At 67.7% G+C, this 22,447-nt stretch carries 27 protein-coding genes; 16 read left to right on the forward strand and 11 right to left on the reverse strand.

The window, feature by feature from the left end:
• The first annotated feature begins 62 nt into the window (after positions 1-62).
• The gene (locus BLQ58_RS09810) at positions 63-374 is read left to right on the forward strand and encodes a hypothetical protein (protein ID WP_254775874.1); all 312 of its coding nucleotides are present in this window, start codon (positions 63-65) and stop codon (positions 372-374) included.
• A 47-nt stretch (positions 375-421) separates the two neighbouring features.
• On the opposite strand, the gene BLQ58_RS09815 is transcribed toward BLQ58_RS09810, so the two are convergent.
• Complete coding sequence (locus BLQ58_RS09815; protein ID WP_092597156.1) at positions 422-1,189, reverse strand: sulfite exporter TauE/SafE family protein; 768 nt, start codon at positions 1,187-1,189, stop codon at positions 422-424.
• 90 nt (positions 1,190-1,279) lie between these two features.
• On the opposite strand from BLQ58_RS09815, the gene BLQ58_RS09820 reads away from it, so the two are divergent.
• The 5 genes from BLQ58_RS09820 to BLQ58_RS09840 all read left to right on the forward strand — a co-directional run bounded on the left by BLQ58_RS09820 (position 1,280) and on the right by BLQ58_RS09840 (position 4,929).
• The gene (locus tag BLQ58_RS09820; protein ID WP_175459876.1) at positions 1,280-2,194 is read left to right on the forward strand and encodes a LysR substrate-binding domain-containing protein; all 915 of its coding nucleotides are present in this window, start codon (positions 1,280-1,282) and stop codon (positions 2,192-2,194) included.
• A 30-nt stretch (positions 2,195-2,224) separates the two neighbouring features.
• Entirely contained in the window at positions 2,225-2,794 is a 570-nt protein-coding gene (locus BLQ58_RS09825; protein WP_092597159.1) for a hypothetical protein, read from the forward strand.
• Positions 2,795-2,965: 171 nt separating this feature from the next.
• A complete protein-coding gene (locus BLQ58_RS09830) occupies positions 2,966-3,607 on the forward strand; it encodes a flavodoxin family protein (protein WP_092597162.1) in 642 nt (213 codons plus the stop codon).
• A gap of 23 nt (positions 3,608-3,630) precedes the next feature.
• Entirely contained in the window at positions 3,631-3,948 is a 318-nt protein-coding gene (locus tag BLQ58_RS09835) for a putative quinol monooxygenase (protein ID WP_092597165.1), read from the forward strand.
• A 96-nt stretch (positions 3,949-4,044) separates the two neighbouring features.
• Positions 4,045-4,929 carry an isocitrate lyase/PEP mutase family protein gene (locus BLQ58_RS09840; protein WP_092597169.1) on the forward strand — a complete coding sequence of 295 codons (885 nt, stop codon included), beginning with the start codon at positions 4,045-4,047 and terminating at the stop codon, positions 4,927-4,929.
• A 105-nt stretch (positions 4,930-5,034) separates the two neighbouring features.
• On the opposite strand, the gene BLQ58_RS09845 is transcribed toward BLQ58_RS09840, so the two are convergent.
• Positions 5,035-5,820, reverse strand: coding sequence for an IclR family transcriptional regulator (locus BLQ58_RS09845; RefSeq protein ID WP_092597172.1), 786 nt, complete (start codon positions 5,818-5,820; stop codon positions 5,035-5,037).
• Between the two features lie 181 nt (positions 5,821-6,001).
• Between BLQ58_RS09845 and BLQ58_RS09850 the strand changes: the two genes are divergently transcribed.
• Positions 6,002-7,285: an MFS transporter gene (locus BLQ58_RS09850; protein WP_092597398.1), complete on the forward strand. Its 1,284-nt coding sequence runs from the start codon at positions 6,002-6,004 to the stop codon at positions 7,283-7,285.
• A 9-nt stretch (positions 7,286-7,294) separates the two neighbouring features.
• Positions 7,295-7,759 (forward strand): type II 3-dehydroquinate dehydratase, encoded by a 465-nt coding sequence (locus tag BLQ58_RS09855; protein ID WP_092597175.1) that lies wholly within the window; start codon positions 7,295-7,297, stop codon positions 7,757-7,759.
• Positions 7,760-7,763: 4 nt separating this feature from the next.
• On the opposite strand, the gene BLQ58_RS09860 is transcribed toward BLQ58_RS09855, so the two are convergent.
• The gene (locus BLQ58_RS09860) at positions 7,764-8,426 is read right to left on the reverse strand and encodes a hypothetical protein (RefSeq protein WP_092597178.1); all 663 of its coding nucleotides are present in this window, start codon (positions 8,424-8,426) and stop codon (positions 7,764-7,766) included.
• Positions 8,423-9,829 carry a selenium-binding protein SBP56-related protein gene (locus tag BLQ58_RS09865; RefSeq protein WP_092597181.1) on the reverse strand — a complete coding sequence of 469 codons (1,407 nt, stop codon included), beginning with the start codon at positions 9,827-9,829 and terminating at the stop codon, positions 8,423-8,425. The genes BLQ58_RS09860 and BLQ58_RS09865 overlap by 4 nt, the downstream gene beginning before the upstream one ends.
• 197 nt (positions 9,830-10,026) lie before the next feature.
• On the opposite strand from BLQ58_RS09865, the gene BLQ58_RS09870 reads away from it, so the two are divergent.
• The 6 genes from BLQ58_RS09870 to BLQ58_RS09895 are packed head-to-tail and all read left to right on the forward strand — an operon-like array spanning position 10,027 to position 15,949.
• Positions 10,027-11,127, forward strand: a complete 1,101-nt coding sequence (locus BLQ58_RS09870) for an ABC transporter substrate-binding protein (protein WP_092597185.1) — start codon at positions 10,027-10,029, stop codon at positions 11,125-11,127.
• Positions 11,128-11,129: 2 nt separating this feature from the next.
• The gene (locus BLQ58_RS09875) at positions 11,130-12,005 is read left to right on the forward strand and encodes an ABC transporter permease (protein WP_092597188.1); all 876 of its coding nucleotides are present in this window, start codon (positions 11,130-11,132) and stop codon (positions 12,003-12,005) included.
• A 10-nt stretch (positions 12,006-12,015) separates the two neighbouring features.
• Positions 12,016-12,813: an ABC transporter permease gene (locus BLQ58_RS09880; protein WP_092597191.1), complete on the forward strand. Its 798-nt coding sequence runs from the start codon at positions 12,016-12,018 to the stop codon at positions 12,811-12,813.
• A 21-nt stretch (positions 12,814-12,834) separates the two neighbouring features.
• A complete protein-coding gene (locus BLQ58_RS09885) occupies positions 12,835-13,626 on the forward strand; it encodes an ABC transporter ATP-binding protein (protein ID WP_092597194.1) in 792 nt (263 codons plus the stop codon).
• Between the two features lie 41 nt (positions 13,627-13,667).
• Positions 13,668-14,582, forward strand: a complete 915-nt coding sequence (locus tag BLQ58_RS09890) for a TauD/TfdA dioxygenase family protein (protein ID WP_092597197.1) — start codon at positions 13,668-13,670, stop codon at positions 14,580-14,582.
• Positions 14,583-14,584: 2 nt separating this feature from the next.
• Complete coding sequence (locus tag BLQ58_RS09895) at positions 14,585-15,949, forward strand: LLM class flavin-dependent oxidoreductase (protein WP_092597200.1); 1,365 nt, start codon at positions 14,585-14,587, stop codon at positions 15,947-15,949.
• Between the two features lie 45 nt (positions 15,950-15,994).
• Here BLQ58_RS09895 and BLQ58_RS29450 read toward each other — a convergent pair whose 3' ends face one another.
• Entirely contained in the window at positions 15,995-17,389 is a 1,395-nt protein-coding gene (locus tag BLQ58_RS29450; protein WP_175459877.1) for a phage tail protein, read from the reverse strand.
• A 223-nt stretch (positions 17,390-17,612) separates the two neighbouring features.
• On the opposite strand from BLQ58_RS29450, the gene BLQ58_RS09905 reads away from it, so the two are divergent.
• Positions 17,613-18,713: a tetratricopeptide repeat-containing glycosyltransferase gene (locus tag BLQ58_RS09905; protein ID WP_254775875.1), complete on the forward strand. Its 1,101-nt coding sequence runs from the start codon at positions 17,613-17,615 to the stop codon at positions 18,711-18,713.
• Positions 18,714-18,733: 20 nt separating this feature from the next.
• Here the strand turns inward: BLQ58_RS09905 and BLQ58_RS29315 are convergent, their stop codons facing one another.
• Positions 18,734-19,444: a BON domain-containing protein gene (locus BLQ58_RS29315; protein WP_092597206.1), complete on the reverse strand. Its 711-nt coding sequence runs from the start codon at positions 19,442-19,444 to the stop codon at positions 18,734-18,736.
• Positions 19,445-19,486: 42 nt separating this feature from the next.
• Entirely contained in the window at positions 19,487-19,699 is a 213-nt protein-coding gene (locus tag BLQ58_RS09915; RefSeq protein WP_092597209.1) for a hypothetical protein, read from the reverse strand.
• A 115-nt stretch (positions 19,700-19,814) separates the two neighbouring features.
• Here BLQ58_RS09915 and BLQ58_RS09920 point away from each other — a divergent pair, with 115 nt between their 5' ends.
• Positions 19,815-20,375 carry a DUF4142 domain-containing protein gene (locus tag BLQ58_RS09920; RefSeq protein WP_092597212.1) on the forward strand — a complete coding sequence of 187 codons (561 nt, stop codon included), beginning with the start codon at positions 19,815-19,817 and terminating at the stop codon, positions 20,373-20,375.
• A gap of 79 nt (positions 20,376-20,454) precedes the next feature.
• Here the strand turns inward: BLQ58_RS09920 and BLQ58_RS09925 are convergent, their stop codons facing one another.
• From BLQ58_RS09925 to BLQ58_RS09940, 4 genes are all read right to left on the reverse strand, one after another.
• The gene (locus BLQ58_RS09925; protein WP_343654829.1) at positions 20,455-20,871 is read right to left on the reverse strand and encodes an NUDIX hydrolase; all 417 of its coding nucleotides are present in this window, start codon (positions 20,869-20,871) and stop codon (positions 20,455-20,457) included.
• A gap of 174 nt (positions 20,872-21,045) precedes the next feature.
• Positions 21,046-21,570 (reverse strand): CinA family protein, encoded by a 525-nt coding sequence (locus BLQ58_RS09930; protein WP_029051727.1) that lies wholly within the window; start codon positions 21,568-21,570, stop codon positions 21,046-21,048.
• Positions 21,557-22,138 carry a DUF421 domain-containing protein gene (locus tag BLQ58_RS09935; protein WP_049816014.1) on the reverse strand — a complete coding sequence of 194 codons (582 nt, stop codon included), beginning with the start codon at positions 22,136-22,138 and terminating at the stop codon, positions 21,557-21,559. The genes BLQ58_RS09930 and BLQ58_RS09935 overlap by 14 nt, the downstream gene beginning before the upstream one ends.
• A 21-nt stretch (positions 22,139-22,159) precedes the next feature.
• Complete coding sequence (locus tag BLQ58_RS09940; protein ID WP_029051728.1) at positions 22,160-22,384, reverse strand: DUF2188 domain-containing protein; 225 nt, start codon at positions 22,382-22,384, stop codon at positions 22,160-22,162.
• Between the last annotated feature and the right edge of the window lie 63 nt (positions 22,385-22,447).

The raw sequence follows: 22,447 nt of genomic DNA on the forward strand, positions 1-22,447 counted from the left end.
ACTCACCGCCGCTATCTCAACCGCACTCACAGCCGCACACCCCCACGCCGCTGCCCCCCACCGTGCCGTCGGGCTTCCGGCAGGGCATCATCACGGCGATCACGGTGCTGCTGGGGTTTTCGCTGGCGTTCTGGCGCTTCTGGGGTTTCGAAAGCCCGGGCTACTGGAGCCGGGGCTCACTCGCGGCGGCGGCATGCCTGATTCTGGCGGTGGCGCTGCAGATCCTTGCGTTGTTCCGCGCGCTGCGCGTGGAAGACGACAGCATTCCCGAGTACCGCAGGACCGTCCGCTGGTTCATCGCTTCGGCCATCGCGCTGCTGGCCGGCCTGACCATCGCGATGATGGACGCGGCGCTGATCGAGCAGGTGGACTGACGGGCGCTGCAGCCCACCGGGCGCTGCAGCCTCCCGGCCGCTGCCGTCTATCGATGCATGAGCGCCGGCGCGTAGGTCTTCACGAAGAACGCCAGCGTGATGCACGACGTGGCCAGCAGCGTGCCGGCCCGCACCACGCGCGGCGGCGTCATGCGGCCGAGCAGTGCGCCGCCGTAACCGCCCAGGATCGCGCCGATCAGCATGGCCAGGGTTTCAGGCCAGCGCACCGCGTTCGCCACGATGAACGCGATCACGGCCACGGCGTTGGCCGCGCTGACCATCAGCGTGCGCGGCGCATTCAGGTTCTTGAGGTCGCGGCTGTCCAGCAGGCCCCACATGGCGATCATCATGATGCCGACCGCCCCGCCGAAGTAGCCGCCGTACACGCCCAGCGCGAACTGCACCGCCAGCACCGCGTGCGCATGGATGCGCCAGCGGGCGCGCAGCGCCTCGCCCAGTTGCCGCCCGAACGCCAGCGCGACGCAGGCGATCAGCAACAGCCACGGCAGCACGAACGTAAACGCGGCCGACGACGTGCGCAGCAGCAGCATCGCCCCGACAAACCCGCCGCACAGCGTGGCCACCAGCAGCGTGCGCAGTGAAACCGCGCCCACCGGGCCCAGCCCGTCGCGATAGGCCCAGGCGCTGGCCAGGCCGCCCGGAAACAGCGCGACCGTGCTCGATGTGTTCGCCTGAACCGGTGGCACACCGGCGGCAATCATGGCGGGCAGGCTGACGAACGATCCGCCGCCCGCCAGCGCGTTCATCGCGCCGGCAACAAATCCCGCGCCAAAAACCAGAAGAATTGGGTCCATGGAGCGAATCCTAGCCATCGGGCCGGATAGCCGCAATCTGGCTTTTCCGGTGCTAGACTTCGGCAAAACCGAAAGCTGGAGGAGGATGGCGTGCGCTTCGACCTGACCGATATGCGGCTGTTCCTGAGCGTGGTGGAATGCGGCAGCCTGACCCAGGGTGCCCGGTCGATGCATCTGGCCCTGGCATCTGTCAGCGAACGGATTGCCGGCATGGAAGCCACGTTGGGCGCGCCATTGCTGGAGCGCAACCGGCGCGGTGTCAGCCCGACGGCTGCCGGCGAAGCACTGGTGCGGCACGCACGCTCCATCCTGGGCCAGGTCGAGCAGATGCGCGGCGAACTGCGCAGCTATGCCACGGGCCTCAAGGGCCGCATCCGCCTGCTGTCGAACACTGCCGCGCTCGCGTCGTTCCTGCCGCCGCACCTGCGCCGGTTCCTGGCCGCGCATCCCGACCTGTCGATCGACCTGGGCGAACGCCCGAGCCCGGAGATCGTCCAGGCGCTGGTCGAGGGCCGCGCCGAACTGGGCATCGTGGCCGATTTCGCCGATTTCGCGAACCTGCAGACGCACCGCCTCGCCGAGGACCAGCTCGTGGTCGTGGCCGGGCGGCAGCACCGGATCGCCGCCCAGCCGGCGGTGGCCTTCGCCGACATCGTCGGCGAGCCCATCGTCGGCATGGCGGACACGGCGCTGGAGACGCACCTGGCCGAGCGCGCGTCGCGGCTGGGGCACCAGCTGCACTATCGCGTGCAACTGCGCAACGTGGAGCATGTGGCGCTGCTGGTCGATGCCGGGATCGGTATCTCGATCGTGTCCAGCGCGCTGGCCAGGTCGATGCCGCACGGCCTGACCATCCTGCCGCTGTCGGAACCGTGGGCCACGCGCAGGCTGTTCCTGTGCGCGCGCGATTTTGGCGCGCTGACGCCGCATGCGGGCCTGCTGGCGCGGCAGCTCGTCGACACCGGCGAGCCCGACGCCTCAAGTCCGCCCGTCGGAAAGCCGTAAAATCCTGCGACATCGTTCGGAAGCATTCCCATGAAGAAGCTAATCCTGCTGGCCGCCGTCGGGCTGGCATCCGTCGCCCAGGCCCAGCCCACCGCCGGCGGCGTGGCGGCCCCGCTGGGCCTGGAGCTTGGCAAGACCTCGTGCGCACGGCTGACGCCGGGCCCGAACCGCGAAAGGACCGGCACGGCGCCGTGGGCCGGCGGCGACGCATTCGAGCTGAAGCGCCTGGAACGCTTCAACCTGCCGGGCCTGACGCGGGCGGTGGTGAACTGCGACGGGCAGGACCTGGTGACGCTGGTGACGCTGACCTTCGACCGCACCGCGCTCGACGACGTGACCCACAAGCTCGACGCCCGCTACGAATCGAAGCGCAAGACCGAACCCAATGCCCAGAATGGCTACGCGGAATGGGCGGCGTCCAACGGCAGCCTGGAACTGCTGTACGCCCGCGACGGCAAGCAGTTCACGGTGGCGTACTGGGGCAAGGGCGCCAAGGCGCGCTATTTCGCCTACAACAGCAATTCGGACAAGGCCCCGACAGCGGCGGCACCCGCCCAGCCTCCTGCTCCGGCAAAGGCGCCGGTGCCGGCGCCGCTCTGAGACTGAGGACAGCCACAGCGCCGTCAGCCGACCACGGATGACGGCCCGGCGCTTCCGTGTCCCCTGCGCCACTTCAACTTTTGGTTGAAAATCCTTTTCCGTATCTGTGCCTACCGGGAACAAGTCGTGCCGACCATACTGGCTTCACCTTCCTCTCACCCGGAGCCAGACATGACCACCCCCATCGAAGTTGCGATCGTCTACCACAGCGGCTACGGCCATACCGCCAAGCAGGCAGAGGCCGTGGCACGCGGCGCAGCGCGCACGGCCGACACCACCGCCCTGCTGATCAGCGTCGACGAGATCGACCAGTACTGGGACAGGCTTGAGCAGGCGGACGCCATCATCTTCGGCGCGCCGACCTACATGGGCAGCGCGTCCGGACAGTTCAAGATGTTCATGGATGCCACGTCGCGCAACGTGTTCGCCAAGGGTTTCCGCTGGGCCAACAAGGTGGCCGCGGGCTTCACCAACGCCGCATCGCGCTCGGGCGACAAGCTCGTCACGCTGCAGCAGATGGCGATCTTTGCCGCGCAGCACCAGATGCACTGGGTCAACCTGGGCCTGGCCAGCGGGCACAACAGCTCGACCACCACCGAGGACACGCTGAACCGCCACGGCTTCTTCATCGGTGCCGCCGCGCAGTCCGATGCCGACGTGAGCGCCGAAATGGGCCCGCCGCCTGCCGACCTGCGTACCGCCGAGCACCTGGGCGCACGCGTGGCGCAAGTCGCGCGCGAACTGAAGGCCGGGCGCGCCGCGCTGGCGGCACTGGAAACCGGGCGAGCCGTCGAACTGAAGGCCGCCGCCTGATTCGCCCGCCCCGGAGAACGCACATGCCCCCCATCACCTCGTTCATCGTCCGCCTGCCCGGCAAGCCGGAGCACCGTGAAACCCTGCAGGCCCAGCTGCATCACGTGCTGGAGACCATGGCCGGCGAGCCCGATTTCATCAACACGTTCCTGCACCGGTCCAGCGACGACCCAGACACGCTGGTGGTCTATGAAACCTGGGCCTGCTCGGCCGAGGACTTCCGCACCCGGCATCTGGCCAAGCCGTACCGGCAGGCGTACGAAGCCGCGCTGCCCACGCTGCTCAAGGCACCGCGCACCATCGAATGGCTCGACCCGCTCAAGGAATACCTGAAGCGTTGACCGCCAGGGTGTAATCTTCAGCCTGCATTGCGCGCCCCCTTTCCGGCGCATCCGGGATGCCCGTCGGCATCCCGGTCAGACTGGAGCCCCCCACTCATGACCTCCAAAGCCTCTTCCCGCAGACAGGCCTTCCGCCAGCAGGTGGCCACCCGCAAGGCGCTACTGATGCCCGGCGCGTTCAATGCCATGAGTGCGCGCGTGATCGAAGACCTGGGTTTCCAGGCTGTGTACCTGACCGGAGCCGGCGTCACCAACATGTCGTTCGGCCTGCCCGACCTGGGATTCATTGGCCTGAGCGACATGGCCGAGCATACCGCCCGCGTGCGCGATGCCGTCGACCTGCCGCTGCTGGTGGATGCCGATACCGGCTTCGGCAACGCACTGAACGTTCACCACGCCGTGCGGACGCTGGAGCGCGCCGGCGCCGATGCGATCCAGCTCGAAGATCAGGTGATGCCGAAGAAATGCGGCCACTTCGCCGGCAAGCATGTCGTGAGCACCGGCGAGATGGTCGGCAAGATCCGCGCCGCTACCGATGCGCGCGACGACCCCAACTTCCTGATCGTGGCGCGCACCGACGCCGCCGCCGTGCACGGCATCGACAACGCCATCGATCGTGGCCACCGTTTTGCCGAAGCCGGTGCCGACATCCTGTTCCTGGAAGCCATCGAGGATCCGAAGGACATCGAACGGCTGCCCGGGCTGTTCGATACGCCGCTGCTGATCAACATCGTGATCGGCGGCAAGACGCCGGTGCAGGGCCGCGACGCGCTGGAGCAGCTGGGCTACGGCCTGGTGCTGTACGCAAATGCCGCGCTGCAAGGTGCCGTACGTGGGATGCAGCAGGCGCTGGACATGCTGCAGACCAACGGCCAGATGAACGAAGACCCGGCCATCGTCGCGCCATTCGGCGAGCGGCAGCGGCTGGTCAGAAAGCCGCTGTACGACGAACTCGACGGCCGCTACAAGAGCGACGACTGATAGAAGGAAGCAGCCATCGGCCGCGGGCCCTGCCCGGATGTCGGCGCAGCCCTTGCCCGCTCAGCCCTTGCCCGCTCAGCCCTTGCCCGCTCAGCCCTTGCCCGCTCAGCCCTTGCCAAGCGGCGGCCGGGACAGGAAGCCGGCCATGTTGCTGAGCTGGGCCAGTTCGTTGGCGGCTTCGCGCAGCAGCGCCGCGTGTTCGTGGATCCTTGCCGCCGTCAGGCGCGTGCGCGGCCCGGCCAGACTGATGACGCCGATGCAGCGCGTTCCGCGCACCACCGGCACCGCCACCGCCGCCATCCGCGCGGCAAATACCTCGTCGATCATCGCGTAGCCACGCACCCGCGCGGCATGCAGGAAGCCAAGCAGCGTCTTCAGCGTGGTAGGCGCGTTCGGCCCGTACTCGTTGGGTTGGCCGAACCCCTGTTTCATGACCAGCGCCACGGCGGCTTCGTCGGACATCGTCATCAGCCACGCATGGCCGGTGGATGTGCACGACAGCCGTGCCGCCAGGCCCATGTCGGGGTCATAACGAAAACCCGTGCGCTGCCCGTCGGCCTTGGCTACCCAGATGATGGCCTCGCCGTCCACCAGCGACAGCCGCGCCAGTTCGCCCGTGCGCGCCGCAATGCGTTCGATGATGGGCTGGGCAATGTCGGCAATGCCGGTCAGGCTCAGGAATTCGAGCCCGTTCGACGTCATGCGCATCGTCAGGATGTAGCGGCTATGGTCCACCAGCTGCCGCACATAGCCCGCCTCGACCAGTTCATGCAGCACGCGATGGCAGGTGCTGCGCGGCAAGCCAAGCGCCTCGGCAATGGCAACCAGCCCCGCGCCTTCGCCCTGCGACGCCAGGAAATCGAGAATCCGGAGACCTGCCTTCAGTGACATATTTCGTATTGCGAAATGAAGTTCCGGTGCGGAACAGCCCGGCCCTGCGGCGCAAACAATAGCAGTGCGCACAAGCTGCGGCAATCGACACCGATACTCATATAAAAGAGGGGAGACAACCATGTCAGCGATCACTGACTCGAACATCGCGCCTGCCCAGGCGCAGGCCGGGCAGCCCGAGATGGCCCGGCGCGCCGTGGCCGGGGCCACCGTCGGCACGGCCCTGGAATGGTTCGACTTCGCGCTGTATGGCGTGGTCGCAGCCACCATCTTTCCGAAGCTGTTCTTTCCGTCGCTGGACCCGACGGCGTCGCTGCTGGCTTCGCTGGCCAGCTTCTGGGCGGGGCTGGCCGCACGGCCGCTGGGCGCCATCATCTGCGGCATCCTGGGCGATCGCTGGGGCCACCGCAACCTGATGCTGATCACCGTGTCGGTCATGGGGCTGTCTTCATTCCTGATGGGGCTGCTGCCGACCTACCAGCAGGTGGGCATCGTCGCACCGGCCCTGCTGGTGACGCTGCGGATCGTCCAGGGTTTCGCGCTCGGCGGCGAATCGACTGGCGCCCAGCTGATGGCGGTGGAGCACGCATCGGCCGAGCGTCGTGGCCTGTACTCGGGCTTTCTTGGCATCTGCTCGCCGCTGAGCCAGATCCTGGCCAACCTGACGCTGTTCGCGCTGGCCGCCGCGCTGTCGCCCGAAGACTTCGAGTCGTACGGCTGGCGCATTCCGTTCCTGGCCAGCTTCCTGCTGGTCATCCTCGGCATCTACATCCGCATGAAGGTCAGCGAGACGCCTGCCTTCGAGGCCCTGCGCAAGAGCGGCACGCGCGTGCGCGCCGCCAATCCGTTGGGCGTGGTGATCCGTCATCACTGGAAGACCGCGCTGCGGCTGACGCTGTTCTTCTGCGGCCCGGCGGCACTGTTCTACCTGATCGTCGTCTTCTCGCTCAGCTACCTGACGCGCAACCTCGGCGTCCCAAAGCAGACCGGCTTCATGTTCCTGATGGTGGCCAACGCCTGCGCCATCGTCGGCGCACTGGCCGGCGGCTGGCTCAGCGACCGCATCGGCCGCAAGCGCGCGCTGCTGATGGGGTCGTTCTGCACCCTGGTCTGCTGCCTGATCTACTTCCCGGTCCTCAATCAGGGCTCGCACGCGATGGCCATGGCCATCATGGGCGCGTTCCTAGGATTCACGCAGTTCCAGAGCGGCATCCAGCCGGTCTGGTTCGCCGAATCGTTCCCGACGGAGGCACGCTACACCGGCTCCGCGCTCTCGTACTCGGGCGCCAACCTGCTGACCGGCGGCCCGATGCCGATCGTCGCGGTTGCGTTGCTCGAAGCATTCCACGGATCGCCATGGGCCATCGTCGCCGTCTGCGGCTCGCTGAACCTGCTCTCTTTCATCATGATCGCCATCTCCCGCGAAACCCGCGGCACGGCCCTGGACCAAAGCCACGCGCACTGAAGTCAACCCATGCAACGCAAACTCCACATCCTCAACGGCTCGAACCTGAACATGCTGGGCGTTCGCGAGCCGCACATCTACGGCAGCACGACGCTGAAGGACATCGAACAGCAATGCCACGCGATGGCCGAAACCCTGCGCTTCGACTGCGTGTTCCGGCAGACCAACAGCGAAAGCCAGCTGATCGACTGGATCCAGGAAGCGTACTTTCAGGACGCCGCGCTGATCATCAACCCGGCGGGCTTCTCGTTCGGGCGCATTCCGGTGCTCGATGCCGTCAAGCTGATCCGCCGGCCCGTGGTGGAAGTCCACATCAGCAATATTCACCGCCGCTCGCAGGAATACCGCCACTCGACGATCTCGGTGGCGGCGACGGCCGTCATCTGCGGGGCGGGGGCCAACGGGTATCAGCTGGCGATGCGGGCGGTGGATGATTTGTGGGGGCGGGACTCCGGACCCGACGAGCAGGCGTAACAAATCAGTGCATCGCCAGCAGCGCCAGCGATGCCCCGCCCACCAGCACCAGGCTGAGCGCCCACACCACGTCGAGATTGAACCAGCTGCGCGCGACGAACTGCGGGCCGAGGTAGCGGAACGTGAGCCATGCCAGGCTGCCGCCGGCAGCCAGCATCGCCATGGTGTGCACGGCCGTCACCAGCGCGGCGGTGCCGGCATTGCCGAAGGCCAGCGCGCCGGCCGCTTCGTGCCCGCCATCGCCGCGCGCGAAGCACAGGCCGAGGTAGATCGGCACCAGCATCAGCCCTGCCCCGTGGGCGATGGCCACGGCGAACGACCAGAAAGCCAGCCGCGACGGCGGAATGCGCGCCAGCGCGCGCGGGTGACGGCGCCAGACCAGCAGCGCAATGCCATAGGCCACCACCAGCACGCTCGCTGCCAGGCGGATATGCGTCTCCCATGCCGCCAGCGACACCAGCAGCCCGAACGGCAATGTCAGCGCCAGGATGGCCAGCGCGTGCCCGGCACACAGGTAGCCCAGCGACATCGGCAGCGTGCGTGCGCTACGCGTGATCAGCGCGCCGGAGACCGCAAGCGGCCATCCCATCGCCGGATTGAGCCCGTGGTACAGGCCGCTGACCAGCACGGCGGCCCACAGGCCCCCCTGCTCCCAGGTAGCAGTCAAGCGCCCACCGACGGATAGCAGAACGAATCGGTCGAGCAGTCGCCGCCTTCCAGCCGGATCTGGTGGGCCCGATAACCATCGGGAAACGTGACCCGAAAGCGTTCGTCAAGGGTCAGCCCGCCATCGGCCCCGGCATGCGCCATCACCTGCGTACCGGGCACGCCGTCCGGATAGAACTGGTCGTCCCAGGTGGAATACAGCGAATTGGTCCAGTACACGCGGCGGCCGTCGCGGCTGATCTCCACCATCTGCGGGCCGCCCGCGAACGGCGAGCCGTCGGGGTGGGGCGTGCGCCGGACGATGCCGCCCAGGTGGACGGATCCGGCCAGCCGGGGCTTGCGGGGGTCGCTGACGTCGTACTGCCGCATTTCGCCCGTGCCCCAGCACGACACATAGAGAAAGCGGTCGTCGAGCGACAGGTCGATATCCGTCACCAGCGGCGGCACCGCGCCAAAGCCCTTCAGCAACGGTGGCAGGTCGTCCGGCGACGCGGCCTCGGGCGGGATCGTGGCCGTCTTCTCGATGTGGAACTCGCCGCCTTCGCGCCACCAGGTCCAGATCGATCCCTCCAGGTTCGTGGTGTCGACCACCACGCCGACAAACCCGTATTCGCGCACCGGGTCGTGCGCGGGCCGCACCTCAAGCGCCATCTGGTGCTGCGCGCCCAGGTCAAGCGTCTGCACGTTGCGCCGCCCGCGCAGGTCCCAGAAATGAAGCCGGTGCCCATAGCGGTTCGCCAGCAGGTCCTCGGGCACCAGGCCGCGCTCGAACTGCGGCGGCAGCGCCCATTCGCTCGACACCATGTAGTCGCGCGGCAGGTTCCACCAGAAGTCGTAGTGCTTGTCCTGCGTGCCGCGGTCGATCTCCCAGCGGCCCAGCACCTCGAACGTCTGGCAATCCATGATGAAGATGCCGGGCGCGCCGTCGGTGCCGTCGGGGCCGGCGCCGCCCAGCGTGCTCACATAGATGCCTTCCGGCCCGCAATGCACGGTATGGGGCCGCGAATAGCCGGTCTTGCTGAAGACTTCCGCTGGCTCGATGACCTTGTGGAGCTTCGCCTGCGTGGGGTCCGGCTTCGTATCCACCACATAGATGCGCGAACTTCGCATGCCGGGAATGATCAGGAAGCGCCGCTCCAGGAACGCATGGCCGGTCAGCGGCGAGAGGGCGGACGAACACGCGTTCCAGCCGAAGTGGTGCAGTTCGTCGCCGCGCCCCGTCATCGGCACGGTATGGACGACGGTGCCGTAGCGTGACGAATCGGGATTGACGTCCACGATGGCCAGCGCATCGGGCTGCGATCCATCGGGGCTCAGCAGCAGCGTGTAAGCGTAGGCCTCCGCCGGAGCCTGCATCGCAAGCCGTGGCGATGCGTGGAAGGTCGGATCGGGCCGCAGGTTCATGATGAAACCTCCTTGACGTCGGGGTCAAAGTGCGTCGGTGCGATCTACCAGCATAGGCGCCTGCCCCGCGCAGCGGTAACGAAGATATCCGCATGCCCATATGCCGTCACATCGGATATGGCGCAACGAATTCATTCCTTCGGCCCCGGCGGCAAGGGCGCTTATCTTGGGCCGTTCGATCACAACAATGCGCCCCGATGACCCTGCCCCACAATCCTGCGCGCCGCGCCGCCTTGCGCGGCATCGCCCGCCACGGCCTTGGCGCCGCCGCGCTGTTCTCGACGTTCGGTGCGGCCGCCAGCGCCCGCCCCGAGGTGATCCGCATCGGCGTGGCGCAGCCGGCCACCGGCACGCCGCCCACGTTTGCCGGCAGTTCGCTGGCGATCGCGCACGCCAAGGGCTGGTTCGAGGAAGCATTCAAGCCAGCCGGCACCCGCGTGGAGTGGTTTTTCTTCAAGGGCGCCGGTCCGGCGGTCAACGAGGCGTTGACCAACCGTCAGCTCGACTTCGCGCTGCAGGGCGACCTGCCCTCCATCGTGGCCCGCGCGGCGGGGCTCAAGACCCGTCTGGTACTGGCCACGGGCGTGCGCGCCAACATCTACATCGGGGTGCCGCCCGATTCGCCGCTGAAATCCGTGGCCGACTTGCGCGGCAAGCGCGTGTCGCTGTTCAAGGGCACCAACATGCATCTGCCCGCGCTGCGGCTACTGGAAGCCAACGGGCTGACCGACAAGGATGTGCGGCTGCTGAACCTGGACACGGCCGGCTATCTGGCCGCGCTATCCACGCGCGACATCGATGCGGCGATTGGCGCCATGGACATCCTGCGCCTGCGCGACAAGGGCGCCGTGCGCATTCTGTACAGCAGCAAGAACCAGTCGCCGATCTACACGCGCCAGAGCCATGTGCTGGTGACCGAGGAATTCAGCAACCGCTATCCCGACGCCACGCAGCAGTTCGTGAAGACCGCCGTCGAGGCAGCCCGCTGGGCGTCCGACGAGGGCCACCGCGAGGAGGTGCTGCGCACCTGGGCCCGCGCCGGCACGCCCTATGACCACTGGAAGGAAGATTTCGACGGTGAACCGCTGCGCGTGCGCCTGAACCCGAACTTCGACCCGTTCCTGATCTCTCGCTACAAGGACGCCAGCGAGCAGGCCTACCGCTTCCGCCTGAGTCGTGCGCGGTTCGACGTCGACCAGTGGATCGACCAGCGATACCTGAAGACCGCGCTGAACGACCTGCGGCTGCAGAGCTACTGGCCCATCTATCAACCTGACGGCAAGATCCTGGGAGCGTGACCATGGCCGCCCAACCGATTGCAATCAACGCGCCTTCAGCGGTTCAATCCGCGGGCCAGACCGCACACGGCGCGGCGCCATCCGCGTCGGCAACATCTGCCGCACCTGCATGGCGGCGCGACTGGCTGACCGCCACGCTGCTGGCCTGGCCCGTGCCACTGGCGCTGCTTGGACTCTGGTATCTGGCCGCACGCTTCGAATGGATTCCACCGCAGGTGCTGCCGGCGCCCGATGCCGTCCTTGCCACGCTGGAAGACCTGTATCGCAGCGGCGACCTCTGGTCGAACCTGCAGATCAGCGCGCTGCGCGTAGCCGGCGGCTTCGCGGTCGGGCTGGCCGGTGGCCTGGCGCTGGGCGCGGCGATGGGCCTGTCGCCGCGCTTTCGCGACTACGTCTATCCCACGTTCAAGGCCTTCAGCCAGGTGCCGGTGCTGGGCTGGCTGCCGCTGCTGATGCTCCTGGTGGGCATCGACGAGGCGCTGAAGATCATCCTGATCGCCAAGGCCGCGCTGGTGCCGATCGCGATCAATACGTACAAGGGCATTCACAACGTCCCCACCCGCTATCTGGAGGTGGCGCGCGTGTTGAAGCTGACGCGCTGGCAGACGCTCTCGCGCGTGGTCTTCCCGGCCGCGGCGGCGCCGATCTGGAACGGCGTGCGATACGGCCTGACCCATGCGTGGCTGGCACTCGTGGTGGTGGAGCTACTGGCCTCGTCGGAAGGGCTCGGCTACATGATCGTGTACGGCCGCCAGCTGTTCCAGCTCGACATGGTCATCGCGGCCGTGATCGTGGTCGGCGCGGTCGGCTTCACGCTCGACAAGGCCTTGGCGCTGGCCGAGCAGGCCGTGCTGCGCTGGCGCAAGCCAGGCTTCTGAGGAGCCACCGATGACCGGATTCGCCATTCCCAGGGTATTTCGCATGCCCCGTGCGCTGCGCGGCTGGGTGCTGCCTTTGACGATGATCCTGCTCTGGTGGGCCGCGGTGCGCTTCGGCTGGTCGACGTCGCCGCTGCTTGTGCCCGTGTCGAAGGTCTGGGCGACCGCCGTCGATCAGGTGACCACCGGCAAGCTGTTCGTCGCGCTGCAGGCGAGCCTGTGGCGCGACCTTGCCGGCTTCGCCATTGGCACCACGGCCGGACTCGCGTTCGGCGCGGCGCTGGGGCTTTCCCGGCTGTTCGAGAAGCTTGTCGGACCCACATTCCACACCGTCAAGCAGATCTCGCTGTTCGCGTGGATTCCGCTGATTTCGGTCTGGTTCGGCCTGGGCGATGCCGCCAAGGTGGTTTTCCTGTCGCTGGCGGCGTTCTTCCCGGTCGTGCTCAACACGTTCGAAGGCATCCGCGCGGTACCGGCCGATCTGCTCGAAGTGGCCCGCGTGCTGCGCTTCTCGCGCTGGCAGACGTTCCGGCGCGTGGTGCTGCCCGCCGCATCCCCGTCGATCTTCGCCGGCATCCATCTGGGCCTGATCTACGCGTGGCTGGCCACGCTCGGCGCCGAGTACCTGCTGGTGGCGGGCAAAGGCATCGGCAACACCATGATCGACGGCCGCGAGAACTTCTGGATGGACCTTGTCCTCTTTGGCGTGATCGTCGTGGGGCTGGTCGGCTTCACGCTGAACTGGATCGCCGCCCGCATCGAAGCGCGCCTGCTGCGCTGGCGCGGCCGTTCGGTCGCTGCCGCCTGAACTGACACTCCGGAGAACCTCATGCCACACGCCGGCACACTCGACATCACCCATCTGCACAAGCACTACGACGTCAAGGGCAAGACCCTGCCCGTCCTCGACGATGTGTCGCTATCGATCGCGCCAGGCGAGTTCGTCAGCATCGTCGGCGCCAGCGGCTGCGGCAAGTCCACGCTGCTGCGGCTGGTGGTAGGACTCGAAGACGACTATCGCGGCGAAATCCGCCTGGACGGCCAGCGCGTGGCCGGCACCAGCCTGCAGCGCGGCATCGTGTTCCAGGAGCATCGGCTGTTCCCGTGGCTGACCGTTTCGCAGAATATCGGGCTGTCGCTGATCAACAGCAAGCTCAGCGAAGGCGACAGGTTCCGCACGGTGCAGTCGCATATCGAACTGGTCGGGCTGCAAGGCTTCGAGAACGCGTATCCGTACCAGTTGTCGGGCGGCATGTCGCAGCGCGTGGCCATTGCCCGCGCGCTGGTGACGCGGCCCGAGGTGCTGTTGCTCGACGAGCCATTCGGCGCGCTGGACGCCATCACGCGGGCGCACCTGCAGCACGAGCTGCAGCGCATCTGGCAGGCCGAAGGCATCACGATGATCCTGGTCACGCACGATGTGGAAGAAGCCGTGTTCCTGGGCGACCGCGTCGTCATCATGGAACCCCGGCCCGGCCGCATCCGCAGCGTGCTGCCGATCCACCTGCCGCATCCACGCGACCGGGCGTCGCCCGCGTTCGCGCAGGCACGCGACCACGTGATGCGGGAGTTCGGCGCGCTGCATGCCACGCCCGGCGCCCCGGCGGCGCTGTCCCATTGAACGTCACCGATCCCACGTCCCACTTGTACCCGGAGCCTCCCATGACGCAAACCCAGCCGCAGGTCGAACTCGATATTTACCCCGTAGCAGGACGCATCGGCGCCGAAGTGCGCGACATCCGGCTCGATGGCGACCTGCCGCCCGCCACGTTCGCCGCCATTCGCGCCGCGCTGCTGCGCCACAAGGTGCTGTTCTTCCGCCATCAGGCCCATCTCGACGACGCCTCGCAGCAGGCCTTCGGCAAGCTGTTCGGCACACCGGTGCCGCACCCCACGGTACCGTCGCGCGACGGCACGGTCCTGCTCGAACTGGATTCGCAACATGGCGGCCGCGCCAATTCCTGGCATACGGACGTCACCTTCGACCTCGCCTATCCGCAGGTGTCCGTGCTGCGCGCCGTGAAAGTGCCGGCCGCCGGCGGCGATACGGTATGGGCCAACACTGCCGCCGCCTACAACGACCTGCCTGCGCCGCTGCGCGCGCTGGCCGACCAGCTCTGGGCACTGCATACCAACGACTACGACTATGCGGCGTCGCGCCCGCTGCCCGACGATGCCGGCGCGCGCCGCCATCGCGAACTGTTCACGTCAACGCTCTACGAAACCGAGCACCCCGTGGTGCGCGTCCACCCCGAGACCGGCGAGCGCACGCTGGTGCTCGGCCACTTCGTCAAGAAGCTGCTGGGCTATTCGTCGGCCGATTCCGCGCATCTGGTTTCGCTGCTGCAGAGCCACGTGCATCGGCTGGAAAACACGGTGCGCTGGCGCTGGCAGGCTGGCGACGTGGCGATCTGGGACAACCGTGCAACCCAGCACTACGCCATCAACGACTATGGCGACGCGCACCGCGTCGTGCGCCGCGTGACGATCGCCGGCGACGTGCCGGTCAGTGTCGATGGCCAGCCCAGCCGCGCGGTCAAGCCCGCGCCCGTGGCCGAACAACGCAAGGCAGCCTGACCATGAGCCAGACGCAATCGCCACGGCAACTCCATCTGGGCGCCTTCGTCATGGCCACCGGCCACCATGTGGCAGGCTGGCGCCATCCCGAGGCCCATGCCGACGCCGGCCGCAGCCTGGCGCACTATGCCGCGCTGGCCCGACGTGCGGAATCGGCCGGCTTCGACGCACTGTTCCTGGCCGACGGCGTGGCGATCCGCGGCATGGACGATGCCACGCTGCCGCATACGGCGCGCGCGGCCACGTTCGAGCCGCTGACGCTGCTGTCGGCGCTGGCGGCGGTCACGCAGCGGATCGGGCTGGTGGCCACGGTCTCCACCACGTACAACGAGCCCTATCACGTGGCGCGCAAGTTCGCGTCGCTCGACCACCTGAGCGGCGGCCGCGCGGGCTGGAACGTGGTGACGTCGTGGTCCGATGCCGAGGCACGCAACTTCAACCTGGACAAGCATCCCGAGCATGCGGACCGCTATGCGCGCGCAGAGGAGTTCGTCGATGTGGTGACCGGCCTGTGGGATACCTGGGAAGACGACGCCCTGGTCCATGACAAGACCCGCGGCGTGCATTTCACGGCGGAGAAACTGCACCGGCTCGATCACAAGGGCAAGCATTTCCAGGTGCGTGGCCCGCTCAACGTATCGCGGCCACCGCAGGGGCATCCCGTGATCGTGCAGGCGGGATCTTCGGAGGCCGGGCAGGCACTGGCCGCGCGTACCGCCGAGGTGATATTCACGGCGCAGCAGTCGCTGGAAGGCGCGCAGGCGTTCTACCGTGGCCTCAAGGGCCGGCTGGCGCGGTTTGGCCGATCGCCGGACCAGCTCAAGATTCTGCCGGGCGTCTTCCCGGTGGTGGGGCGCACGGCCGCCGAAGCCGAGGAAAAATTCGAGGCGCTGCAGGACCTGATCCTGCCGTCGGTGGGACTGGCACTGCTGTCGCAGCACCTGGGCGGCATCGACCTGAGCGGCTACCCGCTCGATGGCCCGCTGCCCGACAACCTGCAGGAGCCCAATGGCGCCAAGAGCCGCTTCCAGCTGGTGACAGGTGTCGCCCGTGCGGAACGCCTGACGATCCGGCAACTGTGCCGGCGCGTAGCCACCGCGCGCGGGCACTGGTCGATCCACGGTACGCCGTCGCAGATCGTCGACCAGCTGCAGGCGTGGTTCGAGGGTGAAGCCGCCGATGGCTTCAACGTGATGCCTCCGTGGCTGCCCGGCGGGCTCGACGATTTCATCGAACTGGTGCTGCCCGAACTGCGCCGGCGCGGGCTGTTCCGCGAGCAATACACGGGCACCACGCTGCGTGAGCATCTGGGGCTGGCGCGGCCGGCTGGGCGTAGCCGTCAAAAGCCGGACGCGCGCGTGGCATAGCGGTGTCGGGCGGCCTGGCCGGGCCGCCCGTGCCGGCCATCCGGCTTACTGGCGCGACGGGAAAATACCCTGCGTGCAGATCACGTAGTAGAGCCCGGTCGGCTCCAGCGGGCGCAGGTCCGGCAGCTTGAAGTTGTTGACACCATCGCCACCGAACTTGGTGCCGATCAGCGCGAACAACGCCTGGTTGTTCATGATGGACAACACACGGCCATCCGCGTGCACGCCGCCTGCCGCGAAGCTTGCGGCGGACAGCCAGACCGTGGCCATCGTGCAATCGCCCTCGTTGCCATCACCGATGGAGCCGGTGTTGCCGAGGCCGGGAATCGTGCCGGCGGGGCCGGTGGCACCGGTTGCCCCCGTGGCGCCGGTTGCCCCCGTGGCGCCGGTTGCCCCCGTGGCGCCGGTTGCTCCCGTGGCACCCGTGGCACCGGTAGCGCCCGCCACACCGGTGGCGCCTGTGGCGCCGGTGGCACCGGTTGCTCCCGCGGCACCCGTGGCACCGGTAGCGCCCGCCACACCCGTGGCGCCGGTGGCGCCTGTAGCACCCGTGCTGCCTTGCGGACCCGTTGCGCCGGTCGCGCCGGTCGCGCCGGCGGGACCCGTGGCGCCCGTGGCACCGGCCGGACCGGTAGCGCCCGTGGCACCGGGATTGCCTTGCGATCCCGTGGCGCCCACAGGGCCCTGCACACCCGTCGCGCCCGTGGAGCCATCGGCACCATTGGCACCCGTGGCGCCCGTGGCCCCGGTCGCTCCCGTGGCACCCGTTGCTCCCGTCGCGCCGGTCGGCCCCACCGGACCGACCTTGCCCTGTGCCACATCGCTCGACAGTGCGGCCAGCGTCGAGTTGGTGAGCTTCAGCTTGGCCGCGATGTCTTCCAGACGATCATCGTAGTTGTCGCCGTTGCGCGGATTGAATTTCTGGTTGAGCAGGTTCAGCGAATCCGCATTGACGCCCAGCGTGGACAGGCGTTGCTTGACCTGGGTAATGGCCAGGGCCAGCTTTTCGCTGGCCGCGGCAGCCGATACCGTCGAGAAATTGGTGAAAAACGCTTCGGTGTCGGCATTGCCATAGGCGGCCGCCACAACCAGTTCGGTAATCGGCGTGACGTTGGTTGTGCCGGCCGATTCGATGTACGAGTGCAACACTTCGCCGGTGGCCGTGGTCACGCGCAACACGCACGGCAGGGCCAGATTGGCCGTCGATGCGCTCCAGCTACCGTCCGATCCCGTTGTCACGGTGGTCTGGCCGCTCACGCACTTGACCGTCAGCGCGGCATTGGTGATTGGCGCGCCAGTCGCCGCAGTACCCGAAATCGTCGCTGCCGGCAGGGCTGCCGGGGCGCTGGCCGCGCTTCCGGAGCCTTCTCCGCCACCGCAGCTTGCAAGAAGTACCGATGTGGCCACCGACAGGGCGGCAGCCCATTGTTGTTGTTTCATTTCCCCGTTCCGTTCTGAATTGATGGTTTTATCGACGCCCTCGGGCCTGCATGCCGGAACATGTCCCGCGTGGCGCGGCAGCATCTTAGCGATGGATAGCCAGGCGGGCGACTTCAAATCACCCCCTACCTTGGTGGGGCAGACAGTGCGGCGCGCCCGGACAGCACCGCGCAGCCAAAAACGGGTATTCTTCGCCCGGATTTTTTGAGCCAGCGAGGTCGCGGTGACACGCATTTGCCTGAACATGATCGTCAAGGACGAAGCCCCGGTAATCGAGCGCTGCCTGGCCAGCGTGAAGCCCTGGATCGACCATTGGGTCATCGTCGATACGGGGTCCAGCGACGGCACGCAGGACGTGATCCGCCGCTTCATGGCCGACTTGCCCGGCGCGTTGCACGAACGCCCGTGGCGCAACTTCGCACACAACCGCAACGAGGCCATGGCGCTGGCCCGTACGGCCATGGGCGATGCCGGCGGCGATAGGGGCGAGGGCGACTACCTGCTGTGCATCGACGCCGACGAAACACTGCGCATGGCGCCGGACTTCCGCTGGCCCGACCTGCAGGCGGACGGCTATCAGTTCCGCTGTGAACTCGACGGCTGGCATTATCTGCGCAACGCGCTGGTGCGCGCCCGCCAGCCCTGGCGCTGGGAAGGCGTGCTGCACGAATTCCTGACGCAGGACGCCCCGCACCGCTGGGAGGCCCTGCCCCAGGCGGCCATCGTCGTGGCGCGCGATGGCGCCCGGGCGCGCGACCCACAGACCTACCTGCGCGATATCGCCGTGCTGGAACAGGCCGTGCGCGACGAGCCCGCCAACACGCGCTACCGCTTCTATCTGGCGCAAAGCTATCGCGACGCCGGCAAGCTCGACGATGCCGTGCGCGTCTACGACGAACGCGCCGCGATGGGCGGCTGGGACGAGGAGGTCTGGTTCGCGCGCTTTCAGACCGCCGTGCTGCGCGAGCGGCGCGGCGACGCGCCCGCCGCTGTGCAGGCGGCCTATCTCGACGCCTATCAGCAGCGCCCGACCCGTGCCGAACCGCTGTGCGAACTGGCGCGCTTTCATCGTCTGCGCAGCGAATTCGCGCTGGCGCACCTGTTCGCGCAACAGGCCGCCAGCATGCCGAAGCCGGCCGATGCGCTGTTCGTCGACGAATCGGTCTACGCCTGGCGTGCGCTCGATGAACTGGTGGTCAGCGCATACTATGTGGGCGCGCTCGACCAGGGGCGCGACGCCCTGCGGCGGTTGCTCGCAGCAAGCCGCTTTCCCGACAGCGAGCGGCCGCGCATCGTCGGAAACCGCCAGTATTTCGGGCTGTAGCGGACAGGCCCTGCCGTGCGCTAGGCCGGCTTCGCCCCGGCGTTCGGGTTCGGGTCCTGCCCCGCATCCTCACCCACGTTCTGGCTCGCGGTCTGGCCGGCGCGGCCAAGCTGGCCGGTCAGCCCCGGCTGGCTCGACTGTTCCGTCCAGCGCGTATCGCCGCTGCCGGGCAGCACCCGGATCCGGTTCTCGACATCCTTGACGCCGTACACCGATGCGGCGATGTCCTCGATGCGGTACTTCTGCGGGCGCGCCGGCACCGTGCCGGAGAGCGTGACCCAGCCGTCCGATACCGTCACCTCGACTTCGCGCACATCGAGCCGGCCCGTATGCGTCAGGCGTTCGCACAGGTCTTCGCGAATACGTTCGTCCGGGCGGGTATAGCCCTTGGGCCCGGCTGGCTGCCGTCCATGCGGCCGCGCCGAGCCGCCGGGCCCGTGGCCGTAGGCGCCGGGCAACGCGTGGTCATCGACGCCGCTGCCGCGAGCCGTGCCGTAGCCGTCGCGCCAGCGGGGTTCGCCGGGCGTGCCGCCATGACGGTAGGCGCCACTGCCATCGTCGCGGTCGCGCACTTCGTCGGGATAGCCCTGGCCGATGCCCCATCCCGCCTGCCCGGTATAGCGCATGCGTTCCATGCGGCGCGGATCGCCGCCGTAATCGCGCGGCGGCCCGCGCCGGTCGTCGAGGAATCGATCATCGCGATGCCCGTCGTCCCTGCTGTCTCGGTTCATGACCTCTCCCGCTGGCTGAGTTCCATGGGTGATCGGTACACGTCAGGCCCCGTGGCCCTTCTTCGGGCGCTTGCCCGGCGACGCCGACGTGGCCTGATGCTGCGCGCCGGGATCTTCGTTGCGGAATCCGCCATAGCTGCTCTGGCCGGGATCTGCGCTGCGGCTCTTCAACTGGTCGGCGCGCCGGTCGGTGCGCACGCCGGGATTGGCGCCGCGCTTTTCGGCGGGCTTGCCGGTATGTGACTTGCTGGGCATCACGGTCTCCTGATGGGCAATCGCGTCGGGAATGCCGCAAGCATCATGCCAATGACTTCCGGCATGGCGCTTGCCTTTGCTAATCGCACCGATCCACCACCAAGCGAGGACTGCCATGCCAGTATCCACCACGCGACTTACCGGTTTCCTGATGCTTGCCGCCACCGCGGCAGTCATGTCCATGGCGACCCCCGGCGCGCACGCGGCACCGCTGTCGGACCAGCCGGGCACCGCCATGGCCGGCGACGGCGATGTCATGTTCCTGCGCAAGGCCGCCATGGCAGGGACGCTGGAAATCGATGCCAGCAACCTGGCGCAAAGCCGCGCCAGCAGCCCCGCCGTCAAGTCGTTTGCCACCCAGATGATCCAGGACCATCGCGCCGCCGAGGCAAAGCTGAAGCAGCAGGCGCAAAGGCTGGGGGTGCAGTTGCCGGCCACGCCCCTGCAGAAGGACCAGCAGGCGCTGGCCAGGCTGGGGCAGCTGAAGGGCGCCGAGTTCGACCGCGCCTATGCGCAGCAGATTGGCGTGGACGCGCACCAGGACGCCGTGGCGCTATTCCGAAAGGCGGCGGACGATGCCAAGGACGATGGCGTCAAGACGTTCGCGCGCCAGACGCTGCCCACGCTGGAGCACCATCTTGAGATGGCGCAGAAAATGGCGTCGCAAGTGAAGTAAGGAGTCTTTGCCGGTGATTGCAGATCCAGACGGTGGATCTGCAATCACGGTGCAATATCTTCGCGGCCTGACGCGGGCGTCAGCCGGCCCGGGCGAGGAAGTACTGCGACACGATGGCCCGCGTGGTGGGGCTGGTGGACAGTTCGTCGAGCACGTCGCGCTGCGCCCACTTCAGGTACTTGATCTCGTTGCGAGGCTTGGGCGTGGCGGACTTGCCCACGGCTGCCGCGAACACGTGGTGCACCGTGGTGGCGCCAATGAACTGGAAGGCCGTGGTCAGCGACTTGGCCTCGATCGCGGTTTCCTCGCGCAGTTCGCGCCACGCGGCCTCCACCAGCGATTCCTGGTCGTCGGGTCGCCCGCCGGGGAGCGCCCAGCGCACGCCATCCTTCGAGACGAGCAGAACGTGCCCCTCCCGGACGCAAATGACCGTAGCTCTGATTTTTGGCTTGATGAATGGCATATCGGCCGTTCCAACCACTGCATGTTGTTTCATGACATCCGGATCGCGCTGTGGCGATGATCCCACTATAAAACCACGCCGTCACGTCGCAACGCCGGCCGTTCCAGCGGCGGCGTGCAAAACGTGGACAAAGCGGACAGGCGCGTAGTGTCCCTGTGCAGCGCCTCGCTGGCAATGGATGGGGAACGCACTTGTTGCGCAGCTACCTCACGCATGTGCCGTGCCAGCATCGTCCCGACGCCCGGCAATGGCCAGCGCATGGTAGTGCGCGATGCGTTGTAGCGCCCACAGGGCTGCGGCGTCCCGGATCTCGGTGCGATCCCCGCGAAACTGGCGCGTTTCCGTGTACTCGCATATCTGGGTGCCACGCACGCGGACCAGCCACGCGAAGCACTGCGTGCCGGGCGGCGTGCCATCGGGGGCCCCGTCGTCCGTCACGCCCGTGTTGGCGACGGCCACATCGGCCTGGCTGAGCCGCATCACACCTTGCGCCATGGCCAGCGATACCGCCTCGCTGGTCAGGCCGTGCCGCGCGATGAGGTCGGCACTGACGCCAAGGATCTGCTCCTTGGCGTCGGGCGAATAGGCAACGATGGCGCACTTCAGCGTGCCGCCGCAGCCCGGTATGTCGGCAATATGGGATGCAATGAGCCCTGCCGTGCAGGACTCCGCCGTGGCCAGCCGCAAGCCATGGCGCTGCAGGAAGTGCGCGGCGGCCTCAGCCGGGTGCATGGGCGTCCTCCGTTCGTGGGTACGACGGCCGTGGCGTGTCGTGGCCTGCCTGCCTGGGGTGTTTGACGAACGATATCTGTCCGTCCCGTTCGAGCACGACATCCCATTGCGTGTCACCGCGCCCGTTCCGCTGGTCGTTCCAGCCCGCGGTGTGCAGCTTCGCCCTGGCGTTGGCGTCGAGATCTTCGTCGCTGAGCATGGCACGCCTGCGGGCGTGGCGATCCTCGTGCCCGTCCTTCACCAGCACGATCGGCCGGCCGGCGATGGCCCGGTCCACCGCCGGCCATGTTGCAGACAGCATGCACACCAGCCGATGCATGAAGACCAGGACGGCCGCCGCCGCCAGCGTGCCAAGGATCGGACTGGCGCCCACCACCGCGCGCGACAGGATCGCCCCGAGCAGCAGCATGATGCAGAGGTCGAACGCGGTCTTCTGGGCGAAGGTCCGCCGGCCCGCAGCGCGCAGCAACAGCCATGTGGCCAGGAACACCAGCGCCGCACGCGCGGACATCTGATACCACGCGAGCTCCCTGCCCGTGCCGAATACGGCCTCGAATGCCGCCTCCATGTTCCACCCCCACCGCAGCGTTCAGCCCCGGATCGACCTGGGATCGTGCCCGAACGAATTGCGCGCCCGGATCTGGCCGTCCCGGCCGTGGATAAACAGTTCCGCCTGGTTCTTCCGGGCCATCTCGGTAGCCACTTCGATGGCGTCTTCCTGCGTCGCAAACAGCTTCCGGCCTTCCGGGCTCTTGGCCTCTTCCACGGCCCAGCCATCCGGGGCCGGCACCACGTGTACGTCCTTGCCGCTCATTTAAGTCTCCATGGGTGTCTGTCGCATGTCTTACTTATTCACCCAAAACGGCTGGCGCGGTAG

This window comes from Ralstonia sp. 25mfcol4.1, assembly GCF_900104095.1.
Lineage (GTDB): Bacteria > Pseudomonadota > Gammaproteobacteria > Burkholderiales > Burkholderiaceae > Cupriavidus.

Bases quoted from the DNA above. Each gene is read 5' to 3' on its own strand.
- BLQ58_RS09815 (WP_092597156.1), bottom strand. From the start codon at position 1,189: ATGGACCCAATTCTTCTGGTTTTTGGCGCGGGATTTGTTGCCGGCGCG.
- BLQ58_RS09825 (WP_092597159.1), top strand. From the start codon at position 2,225: ATGAAGAAGCTAATCCTGCTGGCCGCCGTCGGGCTGGCATCCGTCGCC.
- BLQ58_RS09830 (WP_092597162.1), top strand. From the start codon at position 2,966: ATGACCACCCCCATCGAAGTTGCGATCGTCTACCACAGCGGCTACGGC.
- BLQ58_RS09835 (WP_092597165.1), top strand. From the start codon at position 3,631: ATGCCCCCCATCACCTCGTTCATCGTCCGCCTGCCCGGCAAGCCGGAG.
- BLQ58_RS09840 (WP_092597169.1), top strand. From the start codon at position 4,045: ATGACCTCCAAAGCCTCTTCCCGCAGACAGGCCTTCCGCCAGCAGGTG.
- BLQ58_RS09845 (WP_092597172.1), bottom strand. From the start codon at position 5,820: ATGTCACTGAAGGCAGGTCTCCGGATTCTCGATTTCCTGGCGTCGCAG.
- BLQ58_RS09850 (WP_092597398.1), top strand. From the start codon at position 6,002: ATGGCCCGGCGCGCCGTGGCCGGGGCCACCGTCGGCACGGCCCTGGAA.
- BLQ58_RS09855 (WP_092597175.1), top strand. From the start codon at position 7,295: ATGCAACGCAAACTCCACATCCTCAACGGCTCGAACCTGAACATGCTG.
- BLQ58_RS09865 (WP_092597181.1), bottom strand. From the start codon at position 9,829: ATGAACCTGCGGCCCGATCCGACCTTCCACGCATCGCCACGGCTTGCG.
- BLQ58_RS09870 (WP_092597185.1), top strand. From the start codon at position 10,027: ATGACCCTGCCCCACAATCCTGCGCGCCGCGCCGCCTTGCGCGGCATC.
- BLQ58_RS09875 (WP_092597188.1), top strand. From the start codon at position 11,130: ATGGCCGCCCAACCGATTGCAATCAACGCGCCTTCAGCGGTTCAATCC.
- BLQ58_RS09880 (WP_092597191.1), top strand. From the start codon at position 12,016: ATGACCGGATTCGCCATTCCCAGGGTATTTCGCATGCCCCGTGCGCTG.
- BLQ58_RS09885 (WP_092597194.1), top strand. From the start codon at position 12,835: ATGCCACACGCCGGCACACTCGACATCACCCATCTGCACAAGCACTAC.
- BLQ58_RS09890 (WP_092597197.1), top strand. From the start codon at position 13,668: ATGACGCAAACCCAGCCGCAGGTCGAACTCGATATTTACCCCGTAGCA.
- BLQ58_RS09895 (WP_092597200.1), top strand. From the start codon at position 14,585: ATGAGCCAGACGCAATCGCCACGGCAACTCCATCTGGGCGCCTTCGTC.
- BLQ58_RS29450 (WP_175459877.1), bottom strand. From the start codon at position 17,389: ATGAAACAACAACAATGGGCTGCCGCCCTGTCGGTGGCCACATCGGTA.
- BLQ58_RS29315 (WP_092597206.1), bottom strand. From the start codon at position 19,444: ATGAACCGAGACAGCAGGGACGACGGGCATCGCGATGATCGATTCCTC.
- BLQ58_RS09915 (WP_092597209.1), bottom strand. From the start codon at position 19,699: ATGCCCAGCAAGTCACATACCGGCAAGCCCGCCGAAAAGCGCGGCGCC.
- BLQ58_RS09920 (WP_092597212.1), top strand. From the start codon at position 19,815: ATGCCAGTATCCACCACGCGACTTACCGGTTTCCTGATGCTTGCCGCC.
- BLQ58_RS09925 (WP_343654829.1), bottom strand. From the start codon at position 20,871: ATGAAACAACATGCAGTGGTTGGAACGGCCGATATGCCATTCATCAAG.
- BLQ58_RS09930 (WP_029051727.1), bottom strand. From the start codon at position 21,570: ATGCACCCGGCTGAGGCCGCCGCGCACTTCCTGCAGCGCCATGGCTTG.
- BLQ58_RS09935 (WP_049816014.1), bottom strand. From the start codon at position 22,138: ATGGAGGCGGCATTCGAGGCCGTATTCGGCACGGGCAGGGAGCTCGCG.
- BLQ58_RS09940 (WP_029051728.1), bottom strand. From the start codon at position 22,384: ATGAGCGGCAAGGACGTACACGTGGTGCCGGCCCCGGATGGCTGGGCC.